Origin of the sequence: Bacillus sp. FSL W8-0519 (assembly GCF_038005585.1) — a bacterium.
Taxonomy (GTDB): Bacteria; Bacillota; Bacilli; order Bacillales; family Bacillaceae_G; genus Bacillus_A; species Bacillus_A paranthracis.
In genome coordinates this window covers 199,162-218,278 of the sequence record NZ_JBBOTL010000001.1, presented here as the reverse complement: position 1 = coordinate 218,278, position 19,117 = coordinate 199,162, and the positions used below count along the sequence as shown (strand labels likewise).

Below are 19,117 nucleotides of genomic sequence, written 5' to 3'. Positions count from 1 at the left end.
TAGCAAATAACTATACATATTATCATCATGCTTTAGACCGATTTTGTGAAAAAACAGCTGGTAAATACGTGAAAAAATGTAACTTTCATAGACTGAAACATATTTTTTGTATATAATTGTAAACTGAATTCTAAATATAAACTAGGAGAATAATAATATGAAAAAATGGTTGCTACTCTTATTTAGTTTACTACTATTAATTCCTGTCCCTATTTCCGCACAAAAAAACGAAAATCCAAAAGTCCTTATTTTATACAGTTCGAGCGATGATCAAATTACAAGTGATACCCAAATACTTAATACACAAGTAGGACATTTTACTAATAACATAACAATAAAAAACATAAAACAGTTAGCTGAAATAACTGATAAATCTTCATATACACATGTTATTTACATAGGTGAAAAACAAGAAGAACTTCCCACTGAAACAAAAGAATTTCTAGAAAATTTCTCAGGACCACTACTCGTTTTAGGTCAAAATATAGAACAATTATCCAAACGTTTTTCATTTATTATACTTAAAAATGAAGATATAAACTCTGATACAATTGAATATCCAACACGTAAACTAAAGAATACATTAGAGGACGAACGATCCATTAAAAACCTTGATACAAATGGAACAATTCTTGCCAATGCTTTAAAAGGAAATACTACTTACCCATTAATTGTACAACAAAATAATTCTTATTATGTTGCAACTTCTAACCTCTTTGATTGGATATCTTATTATATTGGCGAAAGCCTATTTTCTTACTTTGAACAAAAGCCAACGAAAAATAAAGTGGAAGCTTATTTACGTCTTGAAGACGTTCATCCAGCCGCAGATATAAATCAATTAAAAGAAATTGCTGAATTATTAAAAGAGAAAAAGATGCCATACATGATCACTGTTATTCCTGTATATACGGATCCAGAAACAGGTAAAACACTACATTTAAAAGATAAACCCGAACTAGTCGATCTTTTACGCTCTATGCAAGATGATGGTGCAGCAATTATTATGCATGGTTATACTCACCAATTTTATGATAGTGAAACTGGTGAAGGTTTTGAATTTTGGGACGTAAAAACAGACCAACCAATTCGTCAACCGAAGCATGAAAAACCAAAAACAAAAGATGATTTCCCTAATATAGAGGCATATAATACATACGTAAAAAAAGGGGAAGAATTTGAAGAAAAATATACGACTGATCATATTGAAAAAGGCATTCAAGAACTTGTAGATGCCAAACTGTATCCGGTCGCATTTGAAGCACCTCATTACACGATGTCTCAAAAAGGATATGAAATATTATCAAGATACTTTTCAACTTATGTAGGACAACTACAGTTAAGTGACACAACTTGGAAATCTATGCACTCTCCGGCATACAGAAGTACACCATCATTTTTACATGGCATGAAATTAATGCCTGAAACAGTTGGATTTATCGAAGAAGATAAACCACACGCTATTGCTAAAATGAAAGCAAATGCTGTATCTGTTGCCAAATTATCCGATGGAGTTATTGGTGCATTCTATCATCCTTACTTAGGTGTAAAACCATTAAAAGAAGTACTAAAGGATCTAGAAAGTATTCCAAATATAGAATGGATTGATTTACAAAAAGAAACAAATGAAGTGAAAATGAAAGATATTCATATCACTACTAATAAAGACGGCATTCACGTTGAAAAACCAACAAGCGCAAGTGACATAATAGATTATATAAAACAATATGGATTCTTCCTTATACTCGGTTTCCTCGTCATTGTCTTTCTCTTATTATTAAGACGTGCGAAAAAATTAGAATCCTAATACAAAACCACCAAGCAAAATGCTTGGTGGTTTTTTTAACTTAAACCAAAACGTGGCATATTATTAATAACCCATTGATTATGTTCATAAATAAATTCAACTTCTATTTCTCTATAATAAGAAGGGCTAAAATAACAATTCTATCCTTTCAAATAAAATTGAATCGTATTTTCATATATCGTTTCTGCAACCTTATCAACAGCTACGTTTTTTATAACACTAATTTCCTTTAATACCTCTCGAATCATTCTCGGATGTGTCATAACACCCTCTTGAAATTCCCACGGTCCATCTGTTTCTACCATCATATATTCAAGAGGATAATACGAAACAATTTTTCTAATCTTCTCCTTATGTAAAACATCTGGCGTGATAGAAATGTAATAACCATTCCTCATCATCCGTTTCATTGTTGTTTCACTTCCTTTAAACCAATGAAAGTGTGCACGTGAAACTTTATATTTCTCCAGTAAATCACATACAATATCAGCGTCTTCATACACTGCATGTAATATAATTGGTAAATCATATTTACTAGCTAGTTCAACAAACCGTTGTAACACTGATATATACGAATTGATAGCAATGCGCTCATCTTCTTTTCTTAAATAATACGGTAAGCCAACTTCACCAATCGCAACTATATCATCTACATGCTCTTCAATTAATTTATAAATTTGCTCACATTCTTCTTTATGAATCGGTTGCTCCGGATGAAAACCTATTGCTGGATGTACAAAAGGATATAGTTTTGCTAAAGATAAAGTTTCTTTACATGATTGATAATTCATAGATACTGCAATAAGCCCATTTATCTCTTTACTATGCTCCACATCTTTAAGTAATTTACTTTTCTCTTCATCCTTATATTGGTCAACATGTATATGACTATCAATCCACTTCACCTTTATTCCCCCATAAAAAAACAAGAAAGGATCTCCTTTCTTGTTTTATCATCTATGTTATTTAACAATTAAGTTTGTTATGATATCAAATAATCCAATACATACTACGGCAACAGTAAAGTAGCTACAGAAATCTTTAATTGGAAACTTCACTACTTCTTCTTTACGCATCCCATTCTTCTCCCTTCTTACTATATCCCTAATTATTTTTATCTATTTGTATCTATTATGCAAAAAATATGACAAATTTACTATCGAATTAACTTACGTAAACCTTACAATGTTGTAAGGTTTATAAAAAAGGCCCCATCTACATACAGATGAGGGCTATTAAAAAGTAGTTGGTTTTTCATTCTTCATTACATTACAAACAGAAAGTAATATAGTGAGACTTTCTAATTACACTATATGAAATTCAATAGCTTTTAACTATCGAATTACATTACAGAAGACTTACATGTTTGTAAGCTAGGTGTAATGTAATTCGATAGTTTCCCTTATCAATATTTCGTACAATAAATTTAGAAAGTAAGCCAAATAAGAAGAACACTCACATAACCAAATTGCATTGTTAGTAGCCACTCTTCTTATACCTTTCACTCATGCTACTACAATGTACCCCCTTCCCCTTTATATAATAAAAAAAGCCTTAGTCCATATGGACTAAGGCTTTTTTTGTACACACAAAAATACCCCTACCTAGTATTTTTATTTTCGACAAAAAATAGGTGGGGGTATAATCCGCTATCTCATCGCTAAAAGTTTACTCTTTGCATTAATAGGAATATTTACAGCTTCAATTTCTTCAATCGACTCGCCGTAGCGTCCTTTTGCGTACACCTTTAATGTTTCATCTCTCTTTAACATATGCTTAACAGTCTTCTTTATTTTTTGTTCTCTTCCACGTTCGTCAAATGCAATAAATTCATATTCATACCACTCATCGCCAATATGCTGACCAATTGTATTCACAACCGTATAGTATTCTTTCGTCTTATAAAATGGATTATATTTATCGATAACCGGTCCAAGTTTCGTAGGTAGTAACATTATTACTATGACTATCATCGCTATTATAGTAGTGATCATTTTTTTCTTCATAATAAACATTCCTCCTCTGCAGGATATATATACATCCATTTTAAAAAGAAGGAATACAATCTACTATTGAATCTCATTACATTACACTTACATTTTTGTAAGAATTAAAAAAAGGTGAACGAATTTACTCGTTCACCTTTTAGCTCGCTTTAAAGCCCCCACCAAGTACATCACGTACATCATGGATAACGACGAAAGCATCGTCATCTACTCGACTAATAACTTGCTTTAACTTAACAAGCTCTTGTTTATTAATAACAACATATAAAACTTCTTTATTTTTACCAGTATATCCGCCGCGCCCTTCTAATACAGTAACGCCGCGTGTCATGTTTTTCGTAATAGCCTCACGTATTAACTCTGGTTGATTTGAAATAATTGTAACAGCCGTTTTTGTGTCCATTCCTTCTACAATGAAATCAATTACTTTCGCTCCGATGAATACTGCAACAAGTGTGTACATCGCTTTTTCTTGCCCTATTATAAATACGGAACCAGCAATTACAACGATATCAATAATAAGTACACCTTTACCGACGCTCCAACCTAAATATTGATTTGCTAACCGTGCTAAAATTGCCGATCCCCCTGATGTACCTCCAGCTTTGAACATACAGCCTAATCCGATACCGACAAATACACCAGCAAATAGTGCCGCTAATAACGTATCACTATTTACATGATACTCAATATGTTCCGTAACATATAAAAACAAAGATGTTTCTACAATCCCTAAAATTGTATAAACCATCGTTTTCTTATCAAAAAATTTATAACCAACAGCTAGTAAAATTGCATTTATAGCAAAGTTCACAACCCCTGGTGACCAATCAAATAAGTAGTACGTAACAACCGTTAAACCAATAATTCCACCTTCCGATAAACGGTTTGGAATTGCAAAGTAATTAATACCAATTGCGAATAATAATGAACCAATTGTAATTAGTGTTATTTCCTTTATACGTTGATTAACCATAGTTCATACCCTCCCCCCATTTGACATTGTATCACTATCTCCTAGAGGTTTAGAAGTTGTTTTTATTCCGCATTTTACCTCATAAAGACCAGGATATTATGTTTAAACAGAGGGGTGATTAATTATTCACATTTGCTCTAACTATACGGACAAATTGCTCCACATTCCCCTTCTGAATATACTTAGCTCGGATGGTTTCATGATTACAAATAAATTCGAAATACGGGCGAAAAACTATGCTATCTATATGCAAATATGAGTACTCTTTAAATGTTGAAGGATAGTATGGAAATTTTCCGTAAAACAGGAGACGTCTAGTAGTCGCAACAAAAATCCCATGTTGATAACATAACGTGAAATGATCCTTCTCAAAAACCCCCACCACAAAGGCTAAAACATTTTCGTCATTCCCTAAAAACTTTTTTATACTTAATAAAAGTTCATTCATGCATTTCCCTCCAAATACTATTTTTGAAAAGAATCCATGGATTGTTACAAACCGGTTTAACCCCTTTATAAAGTATGAAACGCGTTTCCTGTCAAAGGTATTTCAAAAAAATAATCCGTTATGCACTTATACACATAACGGATTAAAACTACACTGTAGATCGCTCCACAAGTTCATATGGAATTTCCACCTTTTCTTGTTTAGAACTTTCAGCATTTGTTTGCCGATAAAACATTTCAAAGGCTTTTTTACCTATTTCCTTTAAATTTTGATCAATAGTTGTAAGTTGTAACACTTGCGAAATAGGTTGGTTATCAAATCCAATAATCGCTAAGTCTTCAGGAACTTGAATACCTAATTTTTCAGCTTCCGTCATAACCCCAATTGCAACCTCATCTCCTGCTACTATTAATGCTTCAGGAAGATGCTGCATCTCCTTTAATTTATGAGCCACTCTCACACCATCTTCTAACGTAAAACATTCTGTGAAAATCCATTCTTCATTCACTTCTTCATCTATAGATTGCAATTGACGCTTATACACATCAAAACGCTTTTGACTACTCGGTCCTAGCTTTCTCCCCGTGCAATAACCAATTTTTTTATAACCTTTTTCAATAAGGTGATTCATTCCTAGCTGGAAAGCTGCCGAATGATTTGTATATACACTTGAGATATTTGAAATATCATTGTCTTCACAAGCAATGATTGTGCCGTATGAAGCATACGGTTCTATCATTTCCCAATCATTTGCACGTGAACAAATAATAAGGCCATCTAATTGTTTCGTTTTTAACATATGTAAACTTTTCATTTCTTCTTTTTTATTATAGTTTGTTTGGCAAAGTAGCACCTTGTAGTTATGAGTTAACGCTCCCTCCATCATTCCCCCTACCATTGCATCGAAGCTCGGGTGATTAATGTAAGGGAGAATTACACCAACAATATTCGTCTTTCCTTTTGATAAATGAACAGCATTTGCGTTTTGTGAGTAATTCAACTTCTCAACTATCTCTATAACCGCTTTCCTTTTTTCTTCACTTACATACGGATGATCATTCAATACTCTCGAAACAGTCGTAACTGAAACTCCCGCCATCTTTGCAATATCTTTAATATTAGCCATACATTCACCTCTACTTTTAAATTAATAAATTCCATGAACATATGTCAAACCTTCTCATCATTACACCTTCATTCATTTTTCTTACAAAAGTGTAATTTCCCTGTAAGCTAATTCGATAGTTACTCTCTGCTATTTTTCATACAATTAAGTCAGAAACAGGGCAACCATTATTCGAAAAGGAGCGGATTTATATGATGAACAAAATGAAATCAAACAATTTTTTAAATACAATGAGCATGGTATTTTCCGCTCTTATCGATGCAAAAGCTGTTGCTTCTACATTAAACAAGTAAGGAGAATATATTATGAATAACATCACTTTTAACAAATTAGATTTTTTAGGACTGGCTAGTGGCTCGATTCTTCTTACTGCTTTTATTTACGCCACTACGCTTGTATAAATTTTGTGTCCCCTTTCCCCTTTATTATAAATAGTAATAGAAAAGACGACCGTCTATGCCCGGTCGTCTTTTCTTACTTTTGATTTGATTCCAAAGCTTCCTTTAGCTCCTCAAACTTCTCATTTAATTGGTCTGTCATCATTTTCATAGCTGTTTTCCGATCTATTTGTTCTTCAGCATCAATTTGAATCGGATCTCCAAAAATCAATTGTGCCTTTTTCCCCTTTATTAATTCTTTTACACTTGATGGACCAACATAAGCTGCTGGTATTAATGGAACGTTAGAACGCATCGCAATTGTCACAGCACCAGCTTTTAACGAAACATCTTCTGTCGATCTCGTTCCACTTGGGAAAATCCCTACCACTTTTCCTTCTTTTAATAAGCGGGATGGAATTTTAAGTGTACTCGGTCCTGGATTTGCACGATCTACAGGGAATGCATTTACATTTTTAAAGAACCAATTTTTGAATTTCCCTTCAAATAATTCTTTTTTGGCCATGTAATGAATCTCTGTTGGGTACATCCCTGTAGCTAACATTAATACATCCATAAAACTTGTATGTGTACACGCAACAACATACGGGCCACCTTCTGGTAGCTTTTCTCTTCCTTGCACTTCTACTTTCCCAGCTGTTTTAAATATATATTTCAACAAAAATGTAATTGGTTTATACATTGGTTTCGTTCCTTTCTGAACATCCGAAGTATAGTCATTTTCTCACCTCAATTATAACACTAAGTTATAGGAGTTGGTAATAAAAATGAGTATTAATTGTTAAATTTCAATTCTTACAAAAGTGTAATTTTCTTGTAAGCTAATTCGATAGTTACTTCTTGCGATATTTCATACAATTAAGTCAGAAACAGGGCAACCATTATTCGAAAAGGAGCGGATCAATATGATGAACAAGCTGAAAACGAACAATCTTTTAAATACAATGGGCATGGTATTTTCCGCTCTTATCGATGCAAAAGCTGTTGCTTCTACATTAAATAAGTAAGGAGAATGCATCATGAATAACATTACTTTTAACAAATTAGATTTTTTAGGATTAGCTAGCGGCTCTCTTCTTCTTACTGCTTTTATTTACGCTGCTACGCTTGTATAACTTTGTGTCCCCTTTCCCCTTTATATAGAAAAAGACGACCGTCTATGCCCGGTCGTCTTTTTAAATGTTTCTTTCTTTTAACTCTTTTAAAAGCTCTATCATTTCAGCTTGTTGTTTTATCTTCTTACGACCATTTCGATTAATTGCTGCAAGCTCACAAGCAACTCCGACGGCAAAGAAAAACAATAAACTTTCTAACATGTAAAATCCTCCAATTGCCTATTAAACAGCTTGACGTAATTGCTCTTCTTCTAAAATTCTCTTGTTGATATTTTCTTCTTTCCTCTGACAAACATTATTACGAATAAGTGCAGCAATAACAAGTAAAGTCCCTACAATATCAAACATTGTTATTTGATATCCTTGCATCATCATAATAACTAAGGTTGTAATTGGTACAAAATTAATAAATAAAATCCCATTAATGGACGATAAAATTTTCACACCGTAATTCCAAGCTAGTAACGCTACTATCCCTGGTAATGTCATCATAAATAATAAATCGTATTTCACAATAAAAATCGTTCCCATACTCGGAACTGAAACATATCCAAACGCCGTTATAATTATCGTTATAATTCCTGTAACAGTCGTACCGAATACACACGTCAACGTAGAATAACGTAATGTCGACCAATCGCTACACGTTTGACCACTCATCGTATAAATAACCCAGCCCACAACTCCAACAAATATACATGCTAGCGAAAACATGTTATCTTTCAATGTTAAAAAGAAACTCATATCACCTTTTGTAATAACAAATACAGCCCCTATAAAAGCGATAATCATGCTCGTTATCATATATTTTTTCGGTTTTACATGCTTATATCCCCATAAAATACAAATAGAAATCATCGGCATAAGTGCTTCCATAATGGAAGCTACCATCACACCTGATTTTCCCATTAACATTTGACCTAAAAATACAAGTACATTATATACAGTAAACGCCATCGTTCCAAAAAAGACGAGTAACTTTCCTCTTCCCTCTAAACGAAATGCCCGTTTTCCTTCTTTCATTAACAACAATACAATCAGCATTATCGCCACCGCTCCATAGCGAATAAGCGAAAAATAAAATGGATCTATGTATTCTAACGCATGATCAGCAACTGGAAACATTGCTCCCCATGACATACTTGCAATTAAACACGCTAAAGCGCCTATTATCATTTGACCTTTTCTCACCGCAATCCCCCACTTCTTTCTATTTGCACAAAGAGAATTGTAAAAGAAAAAATATATCACGTAAAATGATTCAAAATGATGTTAACTATCATTTATAATGATAGTTAACATCAAGGAGGATCGTATTATGGAATTAAGAGATTTACAAATCTTCCAGAGCGTTGCTGACCAAGGTAGTGTAAGTAGCGCAGCAAAGGAATTAAATTACGTACAATCAAATGTAACAACGCGTATTAAACAACTGGAGAACGAGCTGAAAACACCGCTCTTTTATCGTCATAAACGAGGCATGACTTTAACAGCTGAAGGAAGAAAAATGCTCGTTTATGTTAATAAAATTTTGCAAGATGTTGAGGAGCTAAAACAAGTATTTTTAGATAGTGAAACACCCTCTGGCATATTAAAAATCGGTACTGTTGAAACAGTAAGTACATTACCTACCATTTTATCTTCTTACTATAAAAGCTATCCGAACGTCGATTTATCATTACAAGCAGGTCTAACAGAAGAATTAATTAGAGAAGTACTCGATCATCAACTAGATGGCGCTTTTATATCAGGGCCAATAAAACATCCCCTTATTGAACAATATGATGTTAGTACAGAGAAATTAATGCTTGTAACACAAAATAAAGCTTTTCATATAGAAGAATTTACAACAACGCCTTTACTCGTTTTTAACCAAGGATGTGGATACCGTTCCAAACTAGAACGATGGCTGAAAGATGAAGGTTTGCTACCAAAAAGAATTATGGAATTTAATATATTAGAGACTATATTAAACAGTGTTGCACTCGGCCTTGGAATTACGCTCGTACCACAGTCTGCTGTCCACCACCTTTCTAAAGCAGGGAAAGTACATTGTCATGCAATCCCTGAAAAATACGGCAGTATTTCAACGGTTTTCATACGCCGCAAGGATAGGTATATGACAAATTCAATGCGTAGCTTTTTAAAAACAATCGAAGAGCACCACCACATTAATATGCTTTAAAAGACATTCTTACACGAATGTCTTTTTTTCTTACAAAAGTGTAAGTCTTCCGTAAGCTAATTCGATAGTTGCAGGCGATCATATTTCCTATAATTAAGATATAAAGCAGGGCAACAACAATTCGAAAAGGAGCGGATACGCATGATGAACAAAATGAAATCAAACAAATTTTTAAATACAATGGGCATGGTGCTATCCGCACTTGTCGATGCAAAAGCTGTTGCAACTACATTAAACAAATAAGGAGAGATTATAATGAACAACATTACATTTAACAAATCAGACTTTATCGGACTTGCAAGTGGAGCGACTCTTCTTACAGCTTTCATTTACACACTTGCTAAAGGTCTTGTTTAACACTTTGTTTCCCCAAACCCCTTTATATATAGAAAAAGCTGCTCATCTTATAGACAAGCAGCTTTTTAGTTTGTTTCATATATAGTTTGACCTGTTTTCGTCATATCATATCCGCCAATCGCTTTTAGTTCATTATGAAATTCTTCCGATTGCAGAATGTCTTTTACAACTTCGATCAGCTTTTCATTTTCTTTATTCTTCAAAATCACTAAATCATACTGCTCTTTCATGATTGGAATAAAGTCTACATTTACAATTTGCGAAAACTTTTCTGATCCTACTCCCACATCAGCTTTCCCATTCGCGACTTGCGTGGCAACACCAAGATGATTCGACTCTTCCCATTCATATCCACTAATATTCTCTTTATTTAACTTTTGAATGCGCAATTGTTCATCAACTAACACCCTAATACCAGAACCTTTTTCTCGATTTACAAATCGTATAGATGAATGAGATAAATCAGCCCATGTTTTTATATTTTTTGGATTTCCCTTTTGCACATAAAACCCAACGTTCCTTGCTAATAAATTAATCATCGTACATGGTTGTCCTACTAAAATACGTTTTACGTAAGGAACATTATATGTACCCGTTTCGCCATCAAACAAATGCAAGCTAACGATACTTCCTTCTCCTTGATACATTTTTACTAGGCTCGTTAAACTACCTTGATATGCCCTTAATATATTTGAACTTGGCAGGCGATTTTCTATACGTTTTGCCAACATGTCTAACGTTAGTTCTTGTCCACTAATAATACATGTATTCGAGATACTATTACTGTCATTCTTTACAGAAGTAACTTGTACGTTACCTGTTTTCATTTGCTTAATATATTGTTCTAAATCTGCTGCATCAATGCGCATCTGTCTACCAATTCTATAAGAAGGCAGTTCTCCTTTTTTAATTAAATCGTATACAGTTAATTTTGATACTTTTAATCGCTTCGCTACTTCTTCCGTTGTGTAGGAATGATGATCCATAGACGATTCCTCACTTTCTTTCTTCATTGTAACAAAGAAAAGAATATTTCTCCTATATTTTAAAAATAACTACATCGTTCAAATTATATTCAATTATAACTAGTTATATTTAGTTATATTTAGTTATAATTAATTATGTCAAAACGAAAGGGGATTTTTTATGAATAAGTTTACATTACAATCCATCGGGGCACTTATCCTTTCTTTTCTTCTTATATTTAGTGTTGCATGTACAAGCGGAGAGAAGAAAGAGAAATCAACCGCTAAAGAAGGAAAAACAGTTGAACTTACTATATCAGCAGCTGCAAGCTTACAAGATGCGCTAAAAGAAATTGAAACAAAATATAAAGAAAAAGAACCTAATATTAAACTTTCTTTTAACTTCGGCGCTTCTGGTGCACTTCAACAACAAATCGAACAAGGTGCACCTGCTGATTTATTCTTCTCAGCAGCCGAAGATAAATTCCAAACTCTCGTTAAAAAAGGATTCATTAATGAACAAGAGGGGAAAAATCTCCTTGGAAATGAACTCGTTCTAGTCGTCCCAAAAGATAGTTCTCTTACAAAAATTCAAGATTTAAAAGATGAAAAAATAAAAAAAATCGCACTTGGTACACCTGAATCTGTACCTGCGGGAAAATACGCAAAAGCTTCTCTCACACATGAAAATCTTTGGAATGACATTCAAAATAAAGTCGTATTTACAAAAGATGTTCGCCAAGTGTTAACATATGTAGAAACAGGTAATGTTGATGCTGGTATTGTATACAAAACAGATGCTCTTATTTCAAACAAAGTAAAAATTGGTGAGACAGCAGCGGCTACTTCTCATGAGCCAATTCACTATCCTTTAGGTGTTATAAAAGAATCTAAACACAAGAAAGAGGCGACTTCATTTTATGAGTATTTGCAGTCAAAAGATGCACAATCTATCTTTAAAAAATACGGATTTACAGTCCTATCATAATTGCCATGAGCTTTGATACTATTTTATCACCAATCTTTCTATCTTTACGAGTAGCTGCATGTGCCACCATTATCGTTACCATTTTAGGAACGATAATCGGACGAGCGCTAGCACGCTCCTCATGGAGATATAAAGTAATATTAGAAACTATTTTCTTACTACCAATGGTACTTCCGCCAACTGTAATCGGCTTTTTTCTCATTATCATTTTTGGAAATAACAGTCCTATTGGAACGTGGATAGAATCAATATTTCAGCAATCTATTATGTTCACATCTACTGCTGCTATCATTGCTTCTACAGTTGTTGCATTTCCGCTTATGTACCAATCAGCAAAAACAGGATTTTCTATCGCGAATGTACAAATTGAAGAAAGTGCTCGTGACCTTGGTGCAAGTGAATATCAAGTTTTTCTACACGTCACACTTCCGCTTGCATTTCCTGCCTTACTAAGTGGAATGATTTTGAGCTTTGTTCGTGCGCTTGGTGAGTTTGGTGCTACGCTCATGTTTGCCGGAAACATTCCTGGTAAAACACAAACTATCCCAACTGCCATTTACATGGCGATTGATGCAAGTAATATGCAGCTCGCCTGGACACTAGTAGTTATCACTATTAGTATGTCCCTCCTATTTTTGCTATGTATTCAGCTTATTAATAAAAGAATTACTAACTCTTAAGGCAGCTCTTTTTGAAGCTGCTTTTTTATTTCTTAGGAAATAAAAATATACCACCGGGAAATAACTGAATTTTAAATTTTATTTAAATATACATTCTATTTGAATTTACTTTCTAAAATAGGCAATTTCCTGTTATTATATGGAGGTGTTTGAAAAAATGAAGAAATGAAAACGCATTTATATCGTGAATTCTTCATCCTGTTTTAGCGATCGGTAATCTTCTACTCTAGTAGTGGGGCATTACCGATCGTTAGAACGATATGTAATTATATTGGTATAGCAAAACGAAGGGAGTCTTGTAATGGACATTTTATTAGCGCTTCTTCCTGCAATTGCATGGGGAAACATCTTATTAGTAAGCGTAAAAATGGGCGGTGGTGCATATAGCCAAACGGTAGGTATGACAATCGGTGCTCTATTCTTCGCAACAATTATGTATGTATTTACTCAACCAGCTTTAACAATGACAATCTTGATTGTTGGTTTTATTTCAGGTTTATTCTGGGCTTTAGGACAAGTAAACCAATTAAAAACAGTTGAAAAACTAGGCGTTTCAACTACTGTAACAATTTCTACTGGTATGCAACTTGTTGCAACTTCTATCTTTGGGGTTATCGCTTTCCGTGAGTGGACTACTACTACAACGATCATTCTGGGAACGATTGCAATCCTATTAATCGTAGTTGGTGTTGTATTCACATCATTAGATGATAAAGAAAATGCTCAGCCACCAGGACAATTGAAAAAGGGACTTCTTACTTTAATTGTTTCTACTTTTGGCTATCTTGTATATGTAATTATTATTCGTTGGTATAACATCGATGGTTGGTCTGCTATTTTACCACAAGCAGTTGGTATGTTTGTTGGTGCGGTTGTACTGACATCTAAACATAAACCATTTAACAAATATGCAATCCGTAACGCTTTATCTGGTTTACTATGGGGAACTGGAAACTTATTCTTACTTCTTTCATTACCACGTGTCGGAGTAGCAACAAGCTTCCCATTATCTCAAACTGGAATCGTTATCTCAACATTTGGTGCGATTGTCTTCTTAGGCGAAAAGAAAACGAAACGTCAATTGATCTTTATTGCACTAGGTAGTGTTTTAATTATCGGCGGCGCTGTATTACTTGGTATGACAAAAGCATAAACTTATAATCTATTAGTAAACCCCTGAGGCACATATGCTTCAGAGGTTTTTTAATTCTAATTATTTTCTAGATATAATTATTTGTCTGTTTTTATCCCTTATAATTATCCTTCCACTCTAGCAAACCCGCTACACATATAAAGAGATTAATAACAGCTAATATTAGCATAATATATAACCCAGTGGAGATATAAATTGAAATACTAACTACATTATATAAAATCCATAAATGCCAGTTTTCTAGGATTTTTCGACTTAGCATAAATTGAGCTACTAATCCTAGTACAGCATTTAAAGCGTCTAAATATGGACTTGCTGATTCTAAGTAATGGACTTGATAATACCCCCAACCAATCCATGCAACTAAAATAAAGATTATATAAAAAATCCAACCTTGCAAATCTAAACGAACTGTTGCTTTTACCTCTTCCTCCCCACTACGTGCAATCCAATGATACCAACCATATACATTAAATATAAATTGAAAACCTGCCAATACTGCCATTGCATATAAACCTTGTGTAATAAAAATATACAGAAATACCGCAACGGTAATCATACCGAATAAAAAGTTGGATACTTTTTCTCTTGCTAATAGCCAAACATTAATAATTCCCATGACCGATGCAAAGATTTCAATATAGCTCGATTGAATATACAATCCAACCAATACACAAATAATACTAGTAATGAGTAAAAAGAGCGGACTTCTAATCATAAGCATCTCTCCCCAGATGTGTAATAAATTCCCTATCACCAGTATAAGGAATCACTCTTCCTTTCACCATTAATTTCCTACTTTTCATTATCTATTCCATCTACAATAAGCCTTTTCTTTTTACAAAATTCTCTTAAAAATGGTATCGTTTTTTATAACATATCTCCACTAGAAAGGAATAGAGGATATGCTAACTAAACATCGAATTCTATTTATTGGTGCTGGTCGTATGGCAGAAGCTATATTTTCCGGATTACTTAAAACAAGCAAAGAATACATCGAAGAGATTATCGTTTCTAACCGAAGTAACGTAGAAAAGCTAGATCAATTACGAGCGCGATATAATGTGTCTACTACAACAGATTGGAAGCAACATGTTACGTCTGTTGATACGATTGTTTTAGCAATGCCGCCTTCTGCACATGAAGAATTATTAGCAGAGTTATCTCCGTTACTATCGAATCAACTTGTCGTAACGGTAGCTGCCGGCATCGGCCCATCTTATTTAGAAGAAAGACTTCCTAAAGGAACGCCTGTTGCTTGGATTATGCCAAATACAGCTGCTGAAATTGGTAAGTCTATCTCCTTATACACGATGGGACAATTCGTAAACGAGACTGATCAAGAAACCCTGCAATTGCTTTTAGGGGGCATTGGTACTTCGCAACTTTGTACCGAGGAAGAAGTTCATCAACTTACTGCAGTTACTGGAAGTGCACCAGCCTTCCTTTATTACTTTGCTGAAAGTTTAATTGAAACAACAAAAAGTTATGGAGTCGATGAAGCAACCGCAAAACACCTTGTCATTCAAATGATTTCTGGCTCTGCTTCTATGCTTGAACAAACACAAGATCCAGCTAACCTCCGTGAACAAGTAACAACGCCAGGTGGTTCCACAGCTGAAGGTCTCAAAGCTTTATATGAATATAATTTTTCAGAGGCAATTCAAAAAGCAGTAGAAGCAACAAACAAAAAAGCTAGGGGGAAATAATATGAATTTAACAAGTTTAAAAGACTATACAACATTACATAACGGTGTAAAAATGCCTTGGTTCGGTTTAGGTGTTTTTAAAGTAGAAGATGGTTCAGAAGTAATTGAATCTGTAAAATCAGCAATTAAAAATGGTTACCGCAGCATTGATACTGCAGCAATCTATCAAAACGAAGAAGGCGTTGGCCAAGCAATCCGTGAATCAGGTGTTGCACGTGAAGAATTATTTATTACATCAAAAGTATGGAATAGCGATCAAGGGTATGAAACAACACTTCAAGCATTTGAAACTACATTAGAAAAATTAGGACTAGAGTATTTAGATTTATATTTAGTACATTGGCCTGTAAAAGGGAAATATACTGAATCATGGAAAGCGTTAGAAAAACTTTATAAAGACGGCCGTGTTCGTGCAATTGGCGTGAGTAATTTCCATATTCACCACTTACAAGACGTATTTGAAATTGCTGAAATTAAGCCAATGGTCAATCAAGTGGAATACCACCCACGTCTAGCACAAGAAGAGTTGCACGCTTTCTGTAAAGAACATAATATCCAGCTTGAAGCTTGGTCACCGTTAATGCAAGGACAACTACTAGATAATCCAACGTTGCAAGAAATTGCGACAAAATATAATAAATCAACTGCGCAAATTATTTTACGCTGGGATTTACAAAACGAAGTTGTAACAATTCCTAAATCAATTAAAGAACATCGTATTATTGAAAATGCAAACATCTTCGACTTTGAATTAAGTGCTGATGATATGAAAGCAATTCAAGCTTTAAATGAAGATCGTCGCGTTGGTCCAGATCCAGATAACTTTAACTTCTAGTAGAAAAACCACTGCCATATGCAGTGGTTTTTCGTTAAATAAAACTGAAAATTTAAACTATATTTCATTCAGTTGACACTTCATCATCCAAGGTGTAAGATTTTGAATTATCAAAGAAACACAAAAATTAATAAAGTTTATTCGTTTACTCATTGTATCAAGAGAGGTGGAGGGACTGGCCCTTTGAAACCTCGGCAGCAGGTTCATTTTTGAATACTGTGCCACTTCCTGCAAGTTTTATAGCTTGAAAGATAGAATGAGGGACTTCGTTTATATACGGGTGCATAACTTGTACGTAAAAATCCCTCTTTCTCAATACGAAAAGAGGGATTTTTTATTTTTCATTTCCCTCATCATCATCCAAACTTAATTATTTAGGAGGAAAACCAAATGAAAAAGAAGTTTGTACCCGGTATTGCATCAGTTGTAGGAGTAAGTATTTTATTAACTGGTTGCGGTAGTTATAAAAACGAAGCAAGCGGAGCAAATGCAAAAGACGAGGCACCTAGTAAACAGGTTTTAAACTTATCTTCACCTACTGAAATACGAACAATGGATACAGCTCGTGCTACAGATACTGATTCTGGTCAAGTAATGAGAAACGTATTTGAAGGTTTGTATAACCTTGGTGAAGGTAATAAACCTGTCCCTGGTGTTGCAAAATCTCATGAAGTAAGTGGCGATAAAACGAAATACACATTCCACCTGCGAGATTCAAAATGGTCAAACGGTACTCCTGTTACAGCGAAAGATTTTGTCTTCGCTTGGCAAAGAGCTGTCGATCCAGCAACAGCCTCTGAATATGCATTTCTATTCTTTGATATTAAAAATGCAACAAAAATTAACAACAAAGAACTTCCAGCCGACCAACTTGGTGTAAAAGCAGTTGATGACCATACGTTTGAGGTAGAATTAGAGCGTCCTGTTCCTTATTTTATTAGCTTAACAGCGTTCCCAACATTTCTACCAATTAACGAGGAATTCTTTAAAAAACAAGGTGATAAGTACGCTTTAGAAGACAATACAATCTTGTACAACGGCGCTTTTACACTAAGCGATTGGAAGCATGAACAAAGCTTTAAATTCAAGAAAAACCCTACCTATTGGGATAAAGATACTGTCAAACTAGAGGAAATCAATTTTAACGTCGTAAAAGAAAAATCAACAGAAGTAAACTTATTCGAATCAAAACAATTAGACCGTATAAAATTAACATCTGATTTCGTTGATAAATATAAAAAGGATGCAAACTTTAAAGAACGTCCGAACGTAGGCGTACAATTTTTACGTATGAATCAACAAAACAAAGTACTGCAAAACGTTTCTGCACGCCAAGCAATTGATCAAACAATTGATCGAAAATCCTTTGTAAATACGTTATTAAATGATGGCTCTACACCAACCTTTGGTCTCGTTCCAAAAAACTTTGCAAAAGGGCCTGATGGAAAGGACTTCCGTACTATAAATGGAGATTTAACTAAAGTTGATACAAAATCTGCACAAGAGTTATGGAAAAAGGCAAAACAAGAGCTTGGTTCTGAAAAGATTACATTAGAATTATTAACGAGTGATGCTGACCTTGATAAGAAAACAGGTGAGTTCTTAAAAGGACAACTAGAAAAGAATTTAGATGGATTAACAGTAAATGTGAAACCACAACCACGTAAACAACAAGTTTCACTTTTATTAAAAGGTGACTATGAAATCGGTATTGATGGCTGGAGCCCTGACTTTGCTGACCCAATTACATTCCTTGAATTGTTTACAACGAATAACCCTTACAACTTAGATCATTACTCTAATAAGGAATTCGATGAAACAATTGAAAAAGTGAAAACGACTTTAGCTGGTGATGAAAAAGCTCGCTGGGAAGCATTACTAGCATCTGAAAAAATATTATTTAAAGACTCTGTTATCGCTCCCCTTTACCAAAAAGGCGAATCTTATTTAGAACGTTCTTATGTGAAAGGAATTGTGCAAGTAGACTTTGCAGGTCAATTAAACTTCAAATGGGCACAAATTGAAAAATAAAAGGCAAGCTGAATCGATATTTTTCTATCTATAGTAATTATTTTATTAAAAAAATGTATTAAAAGCGGATTCTCAATAAGAGGAAATCCGCTTTTTTAATATATTATTTTAAAAAATTAATGCTCAACTTTTTATTATTGACATATAGTTCTCTCCAGTGTTAATATTCTAAATAATCAAAGAAACGAAATATTTCACCATCATAATATAACGTCTACTACGTCGAAGCATATAATGATAAATTATAGTTCAACATGTATATACATATAGAACACCTGATTACCTACATGTACATATTTATAATAGGTTTTCTCTTCTTCTATAGATACACTTCAAAA

The 19,117-nt window shown here is 34.0% G+C and carries 21 protein-coding genes and 1 riboswitch; of the genes, 11 read left to right on the top strand and 10 right to left on the bottom strand.

Translation table 11 applies throughout. The features are described from left to right. The first annotated feature begins 157 nt into the window (after positions 1 to 157). A complete protein-coding gene (locus NST14_RS01235) occupies positions 158 to 1,807 on the top strand; it encodes a DUF2334 domain-containing protein (protein ID WP_000759019.1) in 1,650 nt (549 codons plus the stop codon). Positions 1,808 to 1,947: 140 nt separating this feature from the next. Here the strand turns inward: NST14_RS01235 and NST14_RS01230 are convergent, their stop codons facing one another. The 5 genes from NST14_RS01230 to NST14_RS01210 form a co-directional block, all read right to left on the bottom strand. Continuing rightward, entirely contained in the window at positions 1,948 to 2,712 is a 765-nt protein-coding gene (locus NST14_RS01230) for a TatD family hydrolase (protein ID WP_033672009.1), read from the bottom strand. 744 nt (positions 2,713 to 3,456) lie between these two features. Continuing rightward, positions 3,457 to 3,813: a YxeA family protein gene (locus tag NST14_RS01225; RefSeq protein WP_000728419.1), complete on the bottom strand. Its 357-nt coding sequence runs from the start codon at positions 3,811 to 3,813 to the stop codon at positions 3,457 to 3,459. 139 nt (positions 3,814 to 3,952) lie between these two features. Then, entirely contained in the window at positions 3,953 to 4,789 is an 837-nt protein-coding gene (locus NST14_RS01220; protein WP_000248051.1) for a YitT family protein, read from the bottom strand. Positions 4,790 to 4,907: 118 nt separating this feature from the next. Continuing rightward, positions 4,908 to 5,237 (bottom strand): PH domain-containing protein, encoded by a 330-nt coding sequence (locus NST14_RS01215; RefSeq protein WP_001004212.1) that lies wholly within the window; start codon positions 5,235 to 5,237, stop codon positions 4,908 to 4,910. Between the two features lie 148 nt (positions 5,238 to 5,385). Continuing rightward, entirely contained in the window at positions 5,386 to 6,363 is a 978-nt protein-coding gene (locus NST14_RS01210; RefSeq protein WP_001273908.1) for a LacI family DNA-binding transcriptional regulator, read from the bottom strand. Positions 6,364 to 6,668: 305 nt separating this feature from the next. Here NST14_RS01210 and NST14_RS01205 point away from each other — a divergent pair, with 305 nt between their 5' ends. After that, a complete protein-coding gene (locus NST14_RS01205) occupies positions 6,669 to 6,764 on the top strand; it encodes a DUF3948 family protein (protein WP_001060001.1) in 96 nt (31 codons plus the stop codon). A gap of 73 nt (positions 6,765 to 6,837) precedes the next feature. Here the strand turns inward: NST14_RS01205 and NST14_RS01200 are convergent, their stop codons facing one another. Next, positions 6,838 to 7,443, bottom strand: coding sequence for a lysophospholipid acyltransferase family protein (locus NST14_RS01200; protein ID WP_000277774.1), 606 nt, complete (start codon positions 7,441 to 7,443; stop codon positions 6,838 to 6,840). Positions 7,444 to 7,780: 337 nt separating this feature from the next. On the opposite strand from NST14_RS01200, the gene NST14_RS01195 reads away from it, so the two are divergent. Beyond that, the gene (locus NST14_RS01195) at positions 7,781 to 7,876 is read left to right on the top strand and encodes a DUF3948 family protein (protein ID WP_001060007.1); all 96 of its coding nucleotides are present in this window, start codon (positions 7,781 to 7,783) and stop codon (positions 7,874 to 7,876) included. Between the two features lie 60 nt (positions 7,877 to 7,936). On the opposite strand, the gene NST14_RS01190 is transcribed toward NST14_RS01195, so the two are convergent. Together NST14_RS01190 and NST14_RS01185 are read right to left on the bottom strand one after the other, a co-directional pair. Next, positions 7,937 to 8,077: a YrzO family protein gene (locus NST14_RS01190; RefSeq protein WP_000894066.1), complete on the bottom strand. Its 141-nt coding sequence runs from the start codon at positions 8,075 to 8,077 to the stop codon at positions 7,937 to 7,939. Between the two features lie 21 nt (positions 8,078 to 8,098). Then, on the bottom strand, positions 8,099 to 9,067 hold the full coding sequence (locus tag NST14_RS01185; protein WP_229143430.1) for a DMT family transporter: 969 nt from the start codon (positions 9,065 to 9,067) through the stop codon (positions 8,099 to 8,101). 127 nt (positions 9,068 to 9,194) lie between these two features. On the opposite strand from NST14_RS01185, the gene NST14_RS01180 reads away from it, so the two are divergent. Next, positions 9,195 to 10,061: a LysR family transcriptional regulator gene (locus NST14_RS01180; protein WP_229143429.1), complete on the top strand. Its 867-nt coding sequence runs from the start codon at positions 9,195 to 9,197 to the stop codon at positions 10,059 to 10,061. Positions 10,062 to 10,316: 255 nt separating this feature from the next. Continuing rightward, on the top strand, positions 10,317 to 10,418 hold the full coding sequence (locus NST14_RS01175) for a DUF3948 family protein (RefSeq protein ID WP_001060016.1): 102 nt from the start codon (positions 10,317 to 10,319) through the stop codon (positions 10,416 to 10,418). A gap of 65 nt (positions 10,419 to 10,483) precedes the next feature. Here NST14_RS01175 and NST14_RS01170 read toward each other — a convergent pair whose 3' ends face one another. Further along, a complete protein-coding gene (locus NST14_RS01170) occupies positions 10,484 to 11,431 on the bottom strand; it encodes a helix-turn-helix transcriptional regulator (protein ID WP_000712209.1) in 948 nt (315 codons plus the stop codon). Positions 11,432 to 11,564: 133 nt separating this feature from the next. On the opposite strand from NST14_RS01170, the gene modA reads away from it, so the two are divergent. From modA to NST14_RS01155, 3 genes are all read left to right on the top strand, one after another. Further along, complete coding sequence (gene modA, locus NST14_RS01165) at positions 11,565 to 12,371, top strand: molybdate ABC transporter substrate-binding protein (RefSeq protein ID WP_001032220.1); 807 nt, start codon at positions 11,565 to 11,567, stop codon at positions 12,369 to 12,371. A 5-nt stretch (positions 12,372 to 12,376) separates the two neighbouring features. Further along, positions 12,377 to 13,051: a molybdate ABC transporter permease subunit gene (gene modB, locus NST14_RS01160; protein WP_001996525.1), complete on the top strand. Its 675-nt coding sequence runs from the start codon at positions 12,377 to 12,379 to the stop codon at positions 13,049 to 13,051. A gap of 301 nt (positions 13,052 to 13,352) precedes the next feature. After that, on the top strand, positions 13,353 to 14,204 hold the full coding sequence (locus NST14_RS01155) for a GRP family sugar transporter (protein ID WP_000353544.1): 852 nt from the start codon (positions 13,353 to 13,355) through the stop codon (positions 14,202 to 14,204). A 91-nt stretch (positions 14,205 to 14,295) separates the two neighbouring features. Here the strand turns inward: NST14_RS01155 and pnuC are convergent, their stop codons facing one another. Next, positions 14,296 to 14,922 (bottom strand): nicotinamide riboside transporter PnuC, encoded by a 627-nt coding sequence (pnuC, locus tag NST14_RS01150; protein ID WP_229143427.1) that lies wholly within the window; start codon positions 14,920 to 14,922, stop codon positions 14,296 to 14,298. 187 nt (positions 14,923 to 15,109) lie between these two features. Between pnuC and proC the strand changes: the two genes are divergently transcribed. The 3 genes from proC (at position 15,110) to NST14_RS01135 (ending at position 18,779) form a co-directional block, all read left to right on the top strand. Next, positions 15,110 to 15,913 (top strand): pyrroline-5-carboxylate reductase, encoded by an 804-nt coding sequence (proC, locus tag NST14_RS01145; protein ID WP_109631554.1) that lies wholly within the window; start codon positions 15,110 to 15,112, stop codon positions 15,911 to 15,913. A 1-nt stretch (position 15,914) separates the two neighbouring features. Further along, entirely contained in the window at positions 15,915 to 16,748 is an 834-nt protein-coding gene (locus NST14_RS01140; RefSeq protein ID WP_001054821.1) for an aldo/keto reductase, read from the top strand. A 151-nt stretch (positions 16,749 to 16,899) separates the two neighbouring features. After that, a riboswitch (SAM riboswitch) is annotated at positions 16,900 to 17,006 on the top strand. Between the two features lie 132 nt (positions 17,007 to 17,138). Beyond that, positions 17,139 to 18,779 (top strand): peptide ABC transporter substrate-binding protein, encoded by a 1,641-nt coding sequence (locus NST14_RS01135; RefSeq protein ID WP_000726476.1) that lies wholly within the window; start codon positions 17,139 to 17,141, stop codon positions 18,777 to 18,779. The last annotated feature ends 338 nt before the right edge of the window (positions 18,780 to 19,117 follow it).